Origin of the sequence: Rahnella sikkimica, from assembly GCF_002951615.1 — a bacterium.
Taxonomy (GTDB): domain Bacteria; phylum Pseudomonadota; class Gammaproteobacteria; order Enterobacterales; family Enterobacteriaceae; genus Rahnella; species Rahnella sikkimica.
The window spans coordinates 4,433,009-4,446,853 of sequence record NZ_CP019062.1; the positions used below are offsets into that span (position 1 = coordinate 4,433,009).

The 13,845-nt window shown below is 50.5% G+C and carries 12 protein-coding genes, 1 tRNA gene, 1 rRNA gene and 1 other annotated feature; of the genes, 8 read left to right on the top strand and 6 right to left on the bottom strand.

What is annotated here, in order from left to right; all coding sequences use genetic code 11:
• Window positions 1-89: 89 nt before the first annotated feature.
• Window positions 90-311 carry a TraR/DksA C4-type zinc finger protein gene (locus BV494_RS20525; RefSeq protein ID WP_104924494.1) on the bottom strand — a complete coding sequence of 74 codons (222 nt, stop codon included), beginning with the start codon at window positions 309-311 and terminating at the stop codon, window positions 90-92.
• On the bottom strand, window positions 311-589 hold the full coding sequence (locus tag BV494_RS20530; RefSeq protein WP_226789994.1) for a hypothetical protein: 279 nt from the start codon (window positions 587-589) through the stop codon (window positions 311-313). The genes BV494_RS20525 and BV494_RS20530 overlap by 1 nt, the downstream gene beginning before the upstream one ends.
• Window positions 590-785: 196 nt before the next feature.
• On the opposite strand from BV494_RS20530, the gene BV494_RS20535 reads away from it, so the two are divergent.
• From BV494_RS20535 to tyrA, 3 genes are all read left to right on the top strand, one after another.
• Window positions 786-1,376 (top strand): phage repressor protein CI, encoded by a 591-nt coding sequence (locus BV494_RS20535; protein WP_104924496.1) that lies wholly within the window; start codon window positions 786-788, stop codon window positions 1,374-1,376.
• Window positions 1,377-1,673: 297 nt separating this feature from the next.
• A complete protein-coding gene (locus tag BV494_RS20540) occupies window positions 1,674-2,750 on the top strand; it encodes a 3-deoxy-7-phosphoheptulonate synthase (RefSeq protein WP_104924497.1) in 1,077 nt (358 codons plus the stop codon).
• Window positions 2,751-2,756: 6 nt separating this feature from the next.
• Entirely contained in the window at window positions 2,757-3,878 is a 1,122-nt protein-coding gene (tyrA, locus tag BV494_RS20545; protein ID WP_104924498.1) for a bifunctional chorismate mutase/prephenate dehydrogenase, read from the top strand.
• 72 nt (window positions 3,879-3,950) lie between these two features.
• Here the strand turns inward: tyrA and pheA are convergent, their stop codons facing one another.
• The 4 genes from pheA to bamD form a co-directional block, all read right to left on the bottom strand.
• Entirely contained in the window at window positions 3,951-5,105 is a 1,155-nt protein-coding gene (gene pheA / locus BV494_RS20550) for a bifunctional chorismate mutase/prephenate dehydratase (RefSeq protein WP_104924499.1), read from the bottom strand.
• Window positions 5,106-5,159: 54 nt separating this feature from the next.
• Window positions 5,160-5,284: a sequence feature (Phe leader region), on the bottom strand.
• Window positions 5,236-5,283 (bottom strand): hypothetical protein, encoded by a 48-nt coding sequence (locus BV494_RS26455; protein WP_369794779.1) that lies wholly within the window; start codon window positions 5,281-5,283, stop codon window positions 5,236-5,238. It overlaps the preceding feature by 48 nt.
• 135 nt (window positions 5,285-5,419) lie before the next feature.
• Complete coding sequence (raiA, locus tag BV494_RS20555) at window positions 5,420-5,764, bottom strand: ribosome-associated translation inhibitor RaiA (protein ID WP_104924500.1); 345 nt, start codon at window positions 5,762-5,764, stop codon at window positions 5,420-5,422.
• Window positions 5,765-6,076: 312 nt separating this feature from the next.
• Window positions 6,077-6,811 carry an outer membrane protein assembly factor BamD gene (bamD, locus tag BV494_RS20565; protein ID WP_104924502.1) on the bottom strand — a complete coding sequence of 245 codons (735 nt, stop codon included), beginning with the start codon at window positions 6,809-6,811 and terminating at the stop codon, window positions 6,077-6,079.
• A 130-nt stretch (window positions 6,812-6,941) separates the two neighbouring features.
• On the opposite strand from bamD, the gene rluD reads away from it, so the two are divergent.
• The 5 genes from rluD to BV494_RS20595 all read left to right on the top strand — a co-directional run bounded on the left by rluD (window position 6,942) and on the right by BV494_RS20595 (window position 13,607).
• Window positions 6,942-7,919, top strand: coding sequence for a 23S rRNA pseudouridine(1911/1915/1917) synthase RluD (rluD, locus tag BV494_RS20575; RefSeq protein ID WP_104924503.1), 978 nt, complete (start codon window positions 6,942-6,944; stop codon window positions 7,917-7,919).
• Window positions 7,919-8,656 carry a purine nucleoside phosphorylase YfiH gene (gene yfiH, locus BV494_RS20580; RefSeq protein WP_104924504.1) on the top strand — a complete coding sequence of 246 codons (738 nt, stop codon included), beginning with the start codon at window positions 7,919-7,921 and terminating at the stop codon, window positions 8,654-8,656. Before rluD ends, yfiH begins: the two co-directional genes overlap by 1 nt.
• A 130-nt stretch (window positions 8,657-8,786) precedes the next feature.
• Window positions 8,787-11,360, top strand: coding sequence for an ATP-dependent chaperone ClpB (gene clpB / locus BV494_RS20585; RefSeq protein WP_104924505.1), 2,574 nt, complete (start codon window positions 8,787-8,789; stop codon window positions 11,358-11,360).
• 486 nt (window positions 11,361-11,846) lie between these two features.
• Window positions 11,847-13,389: ribosomal RNA gene (locus tag BV494_RS20590) — 16S ribosomal RNA — on the top strand.
• A gap of 142 nt (window positions 13,390-13,531) precedes the next feature.
• Window positions 13,532-13,607: transfer RNA gene (locus BV494_RS20595), tRNA-Glu, on the top strand.
• The last annotated feature ends 238 nt before the right edge of the window (window positions 13,608-13,845 follow it).

Here is a 13,845-nt window from a genome sequence, read left to right on the forward strand (position 1 = left end):
GGTTTTGCAGAAAAATGACAGCAACACGCCTTCCCGGAAAAGGAATATTTCCAGAATGAATTTATTTAAAACTGAAAATGAAACGATATTTATACGGGGCGGTAATTCTTTTTCCTGAGCTCACTAATTTCCTGACAATCAATACAACGCTGAACGCCCGGAATAACTTTTCTGCGTTGTTCCGGAATGGCACTCTCACAATCTTCACAGAAATAGGCGGACGGCGCGCGTGTCGTACGGGTTGCGCGGGCGATTTGTTCCTGCAGAACAGTTAACTGATATTCCTGGGATTCATCCATCCAGTCTGCCATCAGCAAAATTCTCCTGTATATCGCGCGGAAAAATGGCGCAGGGATAATAGGGCTTGAGCAATTTTTAATTGCTCCTCGGGTTTTAATTCTGAATACGCTAATAATGTATGACGGCGTTTAAGTCCCGCATGGAAACATAATGTGGTTTTCCATTTGTCTGTTGCCTGATCAAAAATTGTTTCCAGCTTATTTTTACTGTTGGAAAAATAGGTTTCCTTTAAATGTGCGATCTGACGCAAACCCGTCAGCCGCTGCTGCTCTGTGCCTAAAAACATCATCCCTCCTCAATGACCCCATTACGGGGCAGGAGATCCTCCTCAGATTGCCGCCTGATGCTTCAGGAATACATTGCGGATTCTCCACTGCGCCGTAAATTTGGTATCATGGCTGCCTATTGGTACATTACATAATCAATCTAAACTTGCATTTGCAAGTTGTCAAGATGATATTTACAGGCCCAGAGGTTTTCGCCAGATGCAATTAGATGAACTCGAAGGTGGGAAAGCCGTTCTGACGCGTATGCTTCAGGCTTACGGCTTTAGCATGCAGAAAGAACTCGGTGATCTGTACGGGTTATCCTCTGGAACGATAAGTACCTGGGTAAGAAGAGATTATTTTCCTGGCGATGTGGTCGTTGCGTGTGCGCTGGATACCGGCGTTTCACTGCGCTGGCTCGCAACAGGTAAAGGGAATATGCAGGATGCGCCGTCTGCAGGAACCTCCGCTTCTGCAAGCGTGCTTCAGCTTAAAAAGTTGAGATTGCGAGGTGGTGCGCTGGAAGAGGAAGGTGTCTGGGTGGCCGATCCTTCTTTACTGGACGGTTCCCTCGCTGAACCGGCTTACATCGTTAAAGGCAATCACTCCTGGATCATCGATTTAGGCAGCACAACTCCCGGCAACGGGCGCTGGCTTTTGAATATTGATGGTGATGTAGATGTCTACGACGTAGCGCGTATCCCTGGCAATCGCATCAAAGTGACGCGGCAGGACAGCCATTTCGAATGCGGCGTGGAAGAAGTCACGGCGTTAGGGCAGGTCTTTATTACGCTGGATCGTAATCTGTAATTCTTCACCCTCGGCAATCCGCCCGGATGCTGAGGGAAATCTCTCAAAGTTCTCCTTATCGTTCTGACTCCCAAATCTGACTCTCCCTTATCCTTTCATACTGTGTGTAATTTACACCGTACAACCTTCTCGACTAAGAAAGAGATTATGTAAACATAACTTTCCGTATTTTAGTTTAATAGCTCATAATGGTAATTTTAACTTTACAACTAAGGCTTGATAACTTTACGCGCTGTGTTAATGTTGTCCGCAGATGCCTCACTGGCAGCCCATTTTCCTGATAAGCGGAACACCATCATGCAAAAAGACGCCCTGAATAATGTTCATATCACTGCTGAACAAATTTTGATCACACCTGAAGAACTGAAAAATCGCTTTCCTTTAAGCGTCAGCGACGAAAACAGCATTTCCGAAGCTCGTAAAACCATCGCTGATATTGTGCATGGTCGTGATCCTCGTTTGCTGGTGGTGTGTGGTCCTTGTTCCATTCATGACGTTGATGCCGCGCTCGATTACGCGCGTCACCTGAAAACGCTGGCAGCAGAACTGAGCGATCGTCTGTACATCGTGATGCGTGTTTACTTCGAAAAACCACGCACGACGGTGGGCTGGAAAGGTTTGATTAATGACCCGCACATGGACGGCACGTTTGATGTTGAAGCCGGTTTGCACATTGCGCGTGATTTGCTGTTGCAGCTGGTTGGCATGGGATTACCGCTGGCGACTGAAGCGCTGGATCCAAACAGCCCGCAATACTTAGGCGATCTGTTCAGCTGGTCGGCAATCGGTGCGCGTACCACAGAATCACAGACTCACCGCGAAATGGCATCAGGTTTGTCCATGCCGGTAGGTTTCAAAAACGGTACCGACGGCAGTCTGGGCACGGCAATCAATGCTATGCGTGCGGCGGAAATGGCACACCGTTTTGTCGGCATCAATCAGGCCGGGCAAGTTTGCCTGTTGCAGACCCAGGGGAATCCGGACGGTCATGTGATTTTGCGCGGCGGCAAAACGCCAAACTACAGCGAGCAGGATGTTCAGGCGTGTGAAAAACAGATGAGCGATGCGGGACTCCATCCTTCCTTGATGATAGATTGCAGTCACGGTAACTCAAACAAAGACTATCGTCGCCAGCCCGTTGTGGCTCAGTCCGTGATTGATCAGATTAAGGCCGGGAACCGCTCTATTACGGGCCTGATGCTGGAAAGTCATCTGAACGAAGGTAGCCAGTCTTCTGAGCAGCCGCGTTCAGCAATGAAATACGGTGTGTCGGTAACCGATGCCTGTATCGACTGGAAAACCACGGAAAACCTGTTACGCACCATGCATCAGGAACTGGGTGACGCACTGGCGGCACGAATCGCAGGAGAGTAAGTTTTTATGGTGGCAGAACTTAACGCGTTGCGCGATCAGATCGACGACGTCGATAAAGCGTTGTTAGATCTCTTATCACGGCGTCTGGCGCTGGTAGCAGAAGTCGGGGAAGTCAAAAGCCGTTATGGTTTGCCGATTTATGTACCTGAACGGGAAGCCGCAATGCTGGCGTCCCGACGTCAGGAAGCGCAGAACCTCGGGGTTCCGCCGGATCTGATTGAAGATGTATTGCGCCGCGTAATGCGTGAGTCCTACTCAAGCGAGAACGATAAAGGCTTCAAAACGTTGCATCCGGCGCTGCGTCCGGTAGTCATTATCGGCGGAAACGGGCAGATGGGACGTTTGTTCACCCGTCTGCTGGAGTTGTCCGGTTATCAGGTCAAAGTTCTGGAGCAGGAAGACTGGCCACAGGCGGAAACGTTACTGGCGGATGCCGGAATGGTGATTGTCAGCGTGCCGATTCATCTGACTGAAGAGGTGATTGCCCGTCTGCCAAAACTGCCTGATGACTGCATTCTGGTGGATCTGGCATCGGTGAAAAACCGTCCGCTTCAGGCGATGTTGGCAGTACACGAAGGCCCGGTGCTTGGCCTGCATCCGATGTTTGGTCCGGATGTCAGCAGCCTGGCAAAACAGGTTGTGGTGTATTGCGATGGCCGCGAACCGCAGGCGTACCAGTGGTTACTGGAGCAGTTGCAGGTGTGGGGCGCGCGGTTGCATAAAATTAGTGCCGTTGAACACGACCAGAACATGGCCTTTATTCAGGCGCTGCGCCACTTCGCGACCTTCGCGTATGGCTTACATCTGTCGGAAGAGAATGTTCAGATTGAGCAGTTGCTGGCGCTGTCTTCGCCGATTTACCGCCTCGAACTTGCGATGGTCGGACGCCTGTTTGCGCAGGATCCTCAGCTTTATGCGGACATTATTATGTCATCAGAAAGCAATCTGGCGCTGATCAAGCGTTACTATCAGCGTTTTGGTGATGCGCTGGCGCTGCTGGAAAGCGGTGATAAAGACGCGTTCATCAGCAAATTCAGAAAGGTTGAGCAATGGTTTGGCGATTATGCGCCGCGTTTTCTGAAGGAAAGCGGTGCGTTATTGCGACAGGCGAACGACAACCGTAAGTAACGGTTCATTCAGTAAAAATAAGGGCGTTGCAATCATCATGCAGCGCCCTTTTATTTTGGCTGAAATAACCAGTTAGAGATCGACAGATACGACGTTTTCGCTTGGATAACAGCCGAGCACTTTAAGGGAACGTGTGATCGGAGCCAGATCCTTCAGCGCTTTTTTCATCTCTTCCGAACGCAGGTTGGCCTGCACATCGATATAAAACATCTCTTCCCACGGATTGCCGTTTATCGGGCGAGATTCCAGTTTCGTCATAATAATGCCCTGATCGCGCAGTACCAGCAGCGCATTCACCAGCGCACCGGCCTGCTGACCGGTCGCCATGATCAGCGTGGTTTTGGCAGGAACCTGATCGGTCACTTCAATCGCTTTGCGCGCCAGAATAATGAAGCGGGTTATATTTTCTTGCTGGTTCGCCAGATTGTGTTCAAGCACTTGCAGTTTATACAGTGCGCCACCGGCTTCGCTGCCGAGCGCGGCCACGTGCGGGGAATTCGCGGCGGCCACTTTTTCCATGGCAGCGGCGGTGCTTTCGCAATATTCAATTTTCCAGTGCGGGAAACGGTTGATGAACTGGCTGCACTGCTGGAACGGCTGCGGATGGCTGTACACTGTCTGAATCTGCGAGAGATCGGTATCGGTCGCCACCAGAACGCAGTGATTAATAGGATTGGTCAGCTCGCCGACAATCGACAGGCTGGTATGCTGCAGCAAATCGTAAACATCATTGATTGAGCCGGAACTGGTGTTTTCGATCGGCAATACGGCGTAATCCGCCTGACCGGTTTCCACCTGCGAGAAGATATCCTGAAATTTCTGGCAGCCGCATTCGATGAACTGGTCGAAATGACGGGCAGCAAACTGACGGGCGGCGAGGTGAGAATAGGAGCCTTTCGGGCCAAGAAACGCGATACGCGCGGAGTCGGAACTGGTTTTGTTTAAATGCTGCTGAAGAAGCGCCTGCTGTGTCAGAACGGAGTCTTCGATAATCAGCTGATAAACGCGGGTGATATAATGTCCGTCCAGTCCCTGCTTTTTTCCTGCCTGAATCAGGGCATTAATCAGTTCTGTCTCGCGTTCTTTATCGCGAATGGGGCGGTGAGAGTGCATCTTGGATTGCGCGACTTCAATCGCCATCGAACGTCGTTCTGCCAGCAGGGCCAGCAGTTTCAGATCTAATGCACTGATGCGCTCGCGCAGTGCCAGTAATGAATTCTCGGTCATGTTATTACCCTTTTTGATGTTCTTTCTTTCAGCAAAATTGTGTGAAATGCAGGTATAAAAAAAGCCCCCTTTTCAGGAGGCTTTGTTGTTCGTCTTCGCATTCATTCTTTCGCGACGAAACGCCTCCCTATCAGGGGAAGGTAAAAAAGAATGCGAAGAAAAACAGACGGGTATTCATATCAGCATTGTTTCCATCGTGGTCAGCAGAGTCTTAAAGTAACCGCAGGGTTTTCCCTGTGTCAATAAGGATTTCTTTCAGGCACAAAAAACGCGCCCCTTGGAGCGCGTTGTGAACTGCCTTTCGGATAACCCGGTTATTCCTCTTCTTCCTGCACCGGTTCCAGATTGAGTTCTTTGACGCCGGATTCTGCACGGCGGGCTTCACCCTTATGCTGCGCTTTGTTGAGCTGACGCTCAAGCTTGGTGGTCATATCGTTAATCGCAGCATACATATCATCATGCGTCGCACTGGCAACCAGTGTGCCGTTCGGTGTACTGATGGTCGCATCGGCGACAAATCCCTGGGGTCCTTTCGACAGGATTACGTGCGGGTTAATGAGCTGAGTTTGCCATTTATCCAGTTTTTTCAGACGTCCTTCGATGTGTTCACGAATCGCGGGGGTGATGTCCATTTGTTTACTGGTAATGTTAACTGTCATATGACTTACCTCTCTTTTTCCGTCTCCGATGAATCCAACATACCAGCCTTTTTTGTGAAATGCGTGCTCAAATCCACGGTTTTTTGTCACTTTTTGTCAACTATGAAGATTATGTGACCCAGGGTAATTTATGGCGGGAAAGGTCTTGAGACTTGCTGCCGGAGCAGGCATGATTGATGGGATCAGTACGTTATTGTTTAGGTTTTCCTCTGCATTTTGCTGCTCGTTTTTACCCTTCCTGTTTTCACTTCCCAAAAAACGCGCCAAAAAAAACGGCAGCCTGAGCTACCGTTTGTGTATGGACGTATAAAATTACGCTGCGCTGTTCGCCGCAATAATTTTTGCGACTTTATCAGCCTGATTGTTCAGCTGCAGTTCGCGGTAGGCATTTTCCATCAACGGCAGTGCGTCGTGCGTTGCTTTCGTATCCGGATAATCTTTCAGCATTTGCTCTACACGGTTAACGACAGCGACGTAAGCGCCACGTTTAGTGTAGTATTGCACCACTGACAGCTCGTATTTCGCTAAGCGATCTTTCAGGAATACCAAACGTTTCGTCGCATCAGTGGCGTACTGGCTGTTTGGATACGAGTGGATCAGCTGGCTGAAATCACGGAATGCGGCACGTGCATGCTGTGGATCGCGGTCTGAACGATCAACACCGAAAAATCCTTGCAGTGCACTGTCATCCAACGCCATATCCGTTAAACCACGCATGTACATGACGTAGTCGATATTGGGATGGGTTGGGTTCAGGCGCATAAAGCGATCAATAGAAGCCTGAGCCATTGGCAAGTCAGCAGACTTGTAATAGGCATAAATCAGATCTAACTGAACTTGCTGCGAGTAAGGCCCAAACGGATAGCGGTTATCCAGCGCTTCTAATTGCGCAATCGCGCCTTTAAAGTTACCGTCCTGCAGCTTTTGCTGGGCAGTCGCATAAAGGACGTTAGGCGGATTATCGGGAACCGTTTCTTTGGAACTGGAGCAACCGACCAGCGCCAGGCTCAACGTGGCTGCTGCCACCAGATATTTCACACGCGTCATGACGTTTTGATTATCCTCAGGTGTTATTCTGGGAGACTGTCCGTTAAGCTCCCGACAAAGACCAGCTACAATAGCACATTATTTTAAACGGCATCGCCGTGAAAACCCAACGTTAACCAAGAAGCTGCATATGGCACAACAAGTACAACTCACCGCAACGGTGGCCGAATCTCAACTCGGTCAACGGTTAGATCAGGCTTTGGCCGAATTGTTCCCTGATTATTCAAGATCTCGCATAAAAGATTGGATCCTTGAAGACAGGGTCACGGTCAATGGCAAAAAAGTAACCAAACCAAAAGAAAAAGTGTTGGGTGGCGAGGCTATCGCAATCGATGCGCAAATTGAAGAAGAAGCGCGTTGGCTGCCACAAGATATCGCTTTAGATATCGTGTATGAAGATACTGATATTTTAGTCATCAATAAACCCCGCGATTTGGTTGTTCATCCGGGCGCAGGGAATCCAGATGGAACCGTGCTGAATGCATTGCTTCATTATTACCCTGCCATTATCGATGTTCCGCGTTGTGGTATCGTTCACCGCCTCGATAAAGATACCACCGGTTTGATGGTGGTCGCGAAGTCGGTTCCGGCACAAACGCATCTGGTGACTGCACTTCAGGCTCGCGAAATTACCCGCGAATATGAAGCCGTCGCGATTGGTACAATGACGGCAGGCGGCACAGTGAACGAGCCGATTGCGCGCCATTCCACCAAGCGTACGCATATGGCAGTTCATCCTACGGGTAAACCGGCCACTACGCACTATCGCATCATGGAGCACTTCCGTGCCCATACGCGTTTGCGTCTGCGCCTGGAATCTGGTCGTACGCACCAGATCCGTGTGCATATGGCTCACATCAACCATCCTTTGTTTGGCGATCAGCTTTATGGTGGTCGTCCGCGCCTGCCAAAAGGTGCCTCCGAGCCGTTCATTAATATGCTGCGCGGATTCGATCGTCAGGCTCTTCACGCGACTATGCTGCGTCTTTATCATCCGGTCACCGGCATCCAGATGGAATGGCATGCGCCGCTTCCTCAGGATATGGTCGATCTGATCAATGCGCTGAAAGCGGACACCGAAGAGTTCAAGGATCAAATGAACTGGTAATGAGTACGCTTATCCAGCCTCAATGGCCGCAACCGGCATCGGTGCGGTCATGTGCAACAACCCGTCAGGGAGGCATAAGTTTGCCTCCTTACGGATCGCTCAATCTCGGCGGACATGTCGGAGATAGACCTGAACATGTCGCGGCGAATCGTCAGCGTCTGGTTGAACTCGGTGGATTACCGTCTGCGCCACATTGGCTGGAGCAGGTCCATGGCACCGATGTTGTTCAACTGACGCGTCAAACACCTTCTCTTCCTGCTTTAATTGCTGATGCGGCTTATGCCTGTGAACCGGGCGTGGTGTGCGCCGCAATGACAGCTGACTGCCTGCCGGTTCTTTTCTGCAACCAGGCTGGTGATGAAGTGGCCGCAGCGCATGCGGGCTGGCGCGGATTGTGTGCAGGTGTACTGGAAAATACGGTATCCCGCTTTGCATCATCTCCTGACAAGATAATGGCATGGCTCGGGCCAGCTATCGGGTCGTCACAGTTTGAGGTCGGGGGCGAAGTTCGCGAAGCTTTTATGGCTTTTGATCCCGCATCATCGGCCGCATTTGTGCCTGCGGGTGAGAAATTCATGGCGGATATTTACCTGCTTGCCCGGCTACGGCTGCAGGCAGCGGGCGTCACGGCGATTTATGGTGGCGAATATTGCACTGTGTCTGACAGTATCCAATTTTACTCTTACCGGCGTGACGGAATTACCGGGCGGCTGGCAAGTTTAATTTGGCTGAGATAACCTATCAAATCAAGACGATCCATCGCGCATAACTGTAGTCTTCCGAATATACTGCCAAGATAACCTTGAAAACGTGAGGGTTGGCCTCATCTAATCTCCAGTAGCAATTTTGTTCAGTATTGGAGGTGTTATGCGTCTGGATCGTCTTACCAGTAAATTCCAGCTTGCCCTCGCGGATGCTCAGTCTCTCGCGCTCGGGCGCGACAATCAATTTATCGAACCCGTCCATCTCATGAGTGCTTTGCTCACTCAGGAAGGCGGAACCGTGCGTCCTTTATTAACAGCAGCCGGGGTTGATACCCAGAAACTGCACACGGATGTTGATCAGGCTTTGGGGCGTCTGCCGCAAGTTGAAGGTACCGGTGGTGATGTTCAACCATCCCATGAACTGGTACGTGTTTTAAATCTTTGTGACAAATTGGCGCAGCAACGCGCTGATACCTTTATATCCTCAGAACTCTTCGTTCTGGCTGTTATGAAAGACCGTGGCTCTTTGACTGATATGTTGAAAGCCTGCGGCGCAACGGCCGAGAAGATTACTGCGGCTATCGATCAAATGCGTGGAGGTGAGAAAGTGGATGACCAGAATGCCGAAGATCAACGTCAGGCATTGAAGAAATTCACAATCGATCTGACCGAGCGTGCCGAGCAGGGCAAACTGGACCCGGTCATCGGTCGTGATGAAGAAATTCGCCGGACTATTCAGGTTTTGCAACGCCGTACCAAGAATAACCCGGTGCTGATTGGTGAGCCTGGTGTCGGTAAAACCGCCATTGCGGAAGGCCTGGCACAGCGCATCATTAATGGTGAAGTCCCTGAAGGGCTGAAAAACAAACGCGTGTTGTCCCTTGATATGGGCGCGTTAGTTGCCGGGGCGAAATATCGCGGTGAATTTGAAGAGCGTCTGAAAGGCCTGTTGAGCGATCTGGCAAAACAGGAAGGGAACGTCATTCTGTTCATCGACGAATTGCACACAATGGTCGGTGCAGGTAAAGCTGATGGCGCGATGGATGCCGGTAACATGCTGAAACCGGCGCTGGCGCGTGGTGAACTTCACTGCGTGGGTGCGACGACGTTAAATGAGTATCGCCAGTTCATTGAAAAGGATGCGGCGTTAGAGCGTCGTTTCCAGAAAGTGTTTGTGGCCGAGCCTTCTGTTGAAGACACCATCGCGATTTTGCGTGGGCTGAAAGAACGTTACGAGCTGCATCACCATGTGCAAATTACCGATCCGGCGATCGTCGCGGCGGCAACTTTGTCACACCGCTACATCTCGGATCGTCAGTTGCCGGACAAAGCAATCGACCTTATAGATGAAGCGGCATCCAGCATTCGTATGCAGATGGACTCTAAGCCTGAGTCTCTGGATCGTCTCGACCGCCGCATCATCCAGCTCAAACTTGAACAGCAGGCACTGAAGAAAGAGTCTGACGATGCCAGTGTTAAACGTCTTGAAGTGCTGGAAGCTGAACTGAACCAGAAAGAACGTGAATATTCTGAGCTCGAAGAAGAATGGAAAGCAGAAAAAGCGTCACTGACCGGTACGCAAAATATCAAAGCCGAGCTGGAGCAGGCCAAGATTACGCTTGAGCAGGCTCGTCGTGTCGGTGATCTGGGCCGGATGTCAGAATTACAGTACGGGAAAATCCCGGAACTGGAAAAACAACTGGCTGCAGCGACTCAGGCGGAAGGTAAAACCATGAAACTGCTGCGCAACCGCGTAACTGATGTGGAAATCGCCGACGTACTGGCGCGCTGGACCGGTATTCCGGTTGCACGCATGCTGGAAAGTGAACGTGAAAAACTGCTGCGTATGGAAGAAGAGCTGCATAACCGGGTAATCGGTCAGAACGAAGCGGTGGAAGCGGTATCGAATGCTATCCGTCGTAGCCGCGCCGGGTTGTCAGATCCAAACCGTCCGATCGGGTCATTCCTGTTCCTCGGGCCGACCGGTGTCGGTAAAACGGAACTGTGTAAGGCGCTGGCGACATTCCTGTTTAACAGTGATGACGCGATGGTTCGTATCGATATGTCAGAGTTTATGGAGAAGCACTCGGTTTCACGACTGGTCGGTGCGCCTCCGGGTTATGTCGGTTATGAAGAAGGTGGCTACCTGACGGAAGCTGTTCGTCGCCGTCCTTATTCCGTCATCCTATTAGATGAAGTGGAAAAAGCGCATCCGGATGTCTTCAACATCTTATTGCAGGTGTTGGACGATGGTCGCTTAACCGATGGGCAGGGGAGAACGGTCGACTTCCGTAATACGGTGGTGATCATGACTTCTAACCTGGGCTCCGACATTATTCAGCAACATTTTGGCGAAGCCAGCTATGCGCAGATGAAAGAATCCGTCATGGAAGTGGTGACACACAGCTTCCGTCCGGAATTCATCAACCGTATAGATGAAGTCGTCGTGTTCCATCCGCTGGGTCATGCGCATATCAAGAATATCGCGAAGATTCAGCTAGAGCGTTTGTATAAACGTCTGGAAGAACATGGCTACTCAGCAACGCTGACCGATGCGGCGCTTGAATTGCTGGGCAATACCGGGTTTGACCCTGTTTATGGTGCACGCCCGTTGAAACGCGCCATCCAGCAGCAAATTGAAAACCCGCTGGCGCAGCAAATCTTGTCGGGTAAGTTGATTCCAGGCAAGCCAATTACTGTTGATGTGGAAAATGATCACATTGTCGCAAGGCAGTAATGAGTAGGTAGAAAGCCAATTACGGGCTCCAAAGCGATTTGGAGCCCGTTTTTTCTGCGCTTTTTGAGTAAAAATAACGCGTTCGTTGAATTTGTGAACGGTTGAAAAAGTATTTGCAATAAACCCTTGCGGCCTGCTGAGAACTCCCTATAATGCCGCTCCATCGACAGGGAACAACGTGAACAACATCACGGAGTAACCGGGTCGGAAAGATTAAAAACAGCGGCAACCAGATGAAATAAACGGTTGACACTGAATGAGGAAAGCGTATTATACGCCACCTCGAGTTAGCAAGCGAAAGCGCGTAACTCACTGCTCTTTAACAATTTATCAGACAATCTGTGTGGGCACTCACAAGACGATATCAGCCACTTCGGTGGCAAAAAAATATCAAGTCTTAGAGTGACCAAGCAGTAATTCATTTAGTGAATTATTACGAAAGTAAACTTTGAGCACCGCTTAACTTGTTTAAGCAAATCGAACTTTTAATTGAAGAGTTTGATCATGGCTCAGATTGAACGCTGGCGGCAGGCCTAACACATGCAAGTCGAGCGGTAGCACAGGAGAGCTTGCTCTTTGGGTGACGAGCGGCGGACGGGTGAGTAATGTCTGGGAAACTGCCTGATGGAGGGGGATAACTACTGGAAACGGTAGCTAATACCGCATGATGTCGCAAGACCAAAGTGGGGGACCTTCGGGCCTCACGCCATCGGATGTGCCCAGATGGGATTAGCTAGTAGGTGAGGTAATGGCTCACCTAGGCGACGATCCCTAGCTGGTCTGAGAGGATGACCAGCCACACTGGAACTGAGACACGGTCCAGACTCCTACGGGAGGCAGCAGTGGGGAATATTGCACAATGGGCGCAAGCCTGATGCAGCCATGCCGCGTGTGTGAAGAAGGCCTTAGGGTTGTAAAGCACTTTCAGCGAGGAGGAAGGGCAGTGTGTTAATAGCACGCTGCATTGACGTTACTCGCAGAAGAAGCACCGGCTAACTCCGTGCCAGCAGCCGCGGTAATACGGAGGGTGCAAGCGTTAATCGGAATTACTGGGCGTAAAGCGCACGCAGGCGGTTTGTTAAGTCAGATGTGAAATCCCCGAGCTTAACTTGGGAACTGCATTTGAAACTGGCAAGCTAGAGTCTTGTAGAGGGGGGTAGAATTCCAGGTGTAGCGGTGAAATGCGTAGAGATCTGGAGGAATACCGGTGGCGAAGGCGGCCCCCTGGACAAAGACTGACGCTCAGGTGCGAAAGCGTGGGGAGCAAACAGGATTAGATACCCTGGTAGTCCACGCTGTAAACGATGTCGACTTGGAGGTTGTGCCCTTGAGGCGTGGCTTCCGGAGCTAACGCGTTAAGTCGACCGCCTGGGGAGTACGGCCGCAAGGTTAAAACTCAAATGAATTGACGGGGGCCCGCACAAGCGGTGGAGCATGTGGTTTAATTCGATGCAACGCGAAGAACCTTACCTACTCTTGACATCCAGAGAATTCGCTAGAGATAGCTTAGTGCCTTCGGGAACTCTGAGACAGGTGCTGCATGGCTGTCGTCAGCTCGTGTTGTGAAATGTTGGGTTAAGTCCCGCAACGAGCGCAACCCTTATCCTTTGTTGCCAGCGAGTAATGTCGGGAACTCAAAGGAGACTGCCGGTGATAAACCGGAGGAAGGTGGGGATGACGTCAAGTCATCATGGCCCTTACGAGTAGGGCTACACACGTGCTACAATGGCATATACAAAGAGAAGCGAACTCGCGAGAGCAAGCGGACCTCATAAAGTATGTCGTAGTCCGGATTGGAGTCTGCAACTCGACTCCATGAAGTCGGAATCGCTAGTAATCGTAGATCAGAATGCTACGGTGAATACGTTCCCGGGCCTTGTACACACCGCCCGTCACACCATGGGAGTGGGTTGCAAAAGAAGTAGGTAGCTTAACCTTCGGGAGGGCGCTTACCACTTTGTGATTCATGACTGGGGTGAAGTCGTAACAAGGTAACCGTAGGGGAACCTGCGGTTGGATCACCTCCTTACCTCAAGATACGCATTGTGCAGTGTCCACACAGATTGTCTGATGAAATTAATGAGCAAGAGCACCTGTTGATGCGGTAAGGGAGACCTTACGCTGATGCGAAAAGTGCCATACCGTTCTACGGTCTGGTACGGATTTTTCGTGTCCCCATCGTCTAGAGGCCTAGGACACTGCCCTTTCACGGCTGTAACAGGGGTTCGAATCCCCTTGGGGACGCCACTCCGATAATGTGTGAAAGACATTATCAACAGTTCTTTATGAACGATAAAAAATCTTAAAGATGACTCTAACGAGTCGTGTTTAAGATATTGCTCTTTAACAATCTGGAACAAGCTGAAAAATTGAAAGTTTACAGCTGAACATCACTCTCCGTAGAAGTACTGAGTGGTGATTTTGTCTGTAACAGAGTCTCTCAAATAATCGCAGCGCGATGATGTCTTTTAAGACACCTTCGGGT

What these genes read in the sequence shown, in the direction of transcription:
- BV494_RS20525 (WP_104924494.1), bottom strand. Translation starts at nt 311, where the DNA reads ATGGCAGACTGGATGGATGAATCCCAGGAATATCAGTTAACTGTTCTG.
- BV494_RS20530 (WP_226789994.1), bottom strand. Translation starts at nt 589, where the DNA reads ATGATGTTTTTAGGCACAGAGCAGCAGCGGCTGACGGGTTTGCGTCAG.
- BV494_RS20535 (WP_104924496.1), top strand. Translation starts at nt 786, where the DNA reads ATGCAATTAGATGAACTCGAAGGTGGGAAAGCCGTTCTGACGCGTATG.
- BV494_RS20540 (WP_104924497.1), top strand. Translation starts at nt 1,674, where the DNA reads ATGCAAAAAGACGCCCTGAATAATGTTCATATCACTGCTGAACAAATT.
- tyrA (WP_104924498.1), top strand. Translation starts at nt 2,757, where the DNA reads ATGGTGGCAGAACTTAACGCGTTGCGCGATCAGATCGACGACGTCGAT.
- pheA (WP_104924499.1), bottom strand. Translation starts at nt 5,105, where the DNA reads ATGACCGAGAATTCATTACTGGCACTGCGCGAGCGCATCAGTGCATTA.
- raiA (WP_104924500.1), bottom strand. Translation starts at nt 5,764, where the DNA reads ATGACAGTTAACATTACCAGTAAACAAATGGACATCACCCCCGCGATT.
- bamD (WP_104924502.1), bottom strand. Translation starts at nt 6,811, where the DNA reads ATGACGCGTGTGAAATATCTGGTGGCAGCAGCCACGTTGAGCCTGGCG.
- rluD (WP_104924503.1), top strand. Translation starts at nt 6,942, where the DNA reads ATGGCACAACAAGTACAACTCACCGCAACGGTGGCCGAATCTCAACTC.
- yfiH (WP_104924504.1), top strand. Translation starts at nt 7,919, where the DNA reads ATGAGTACGCTTATCCAGCCTCAATGGCCGCAACCGGCATCGGTGCGG.
- clpB (WP_104924505.1), top strand. Translation starts at nt 8,787, where the DNA reads ATGCGTCTGGATCGTCTTACCAGTAAATTCCAGCTTGCCCTCGCGGAT.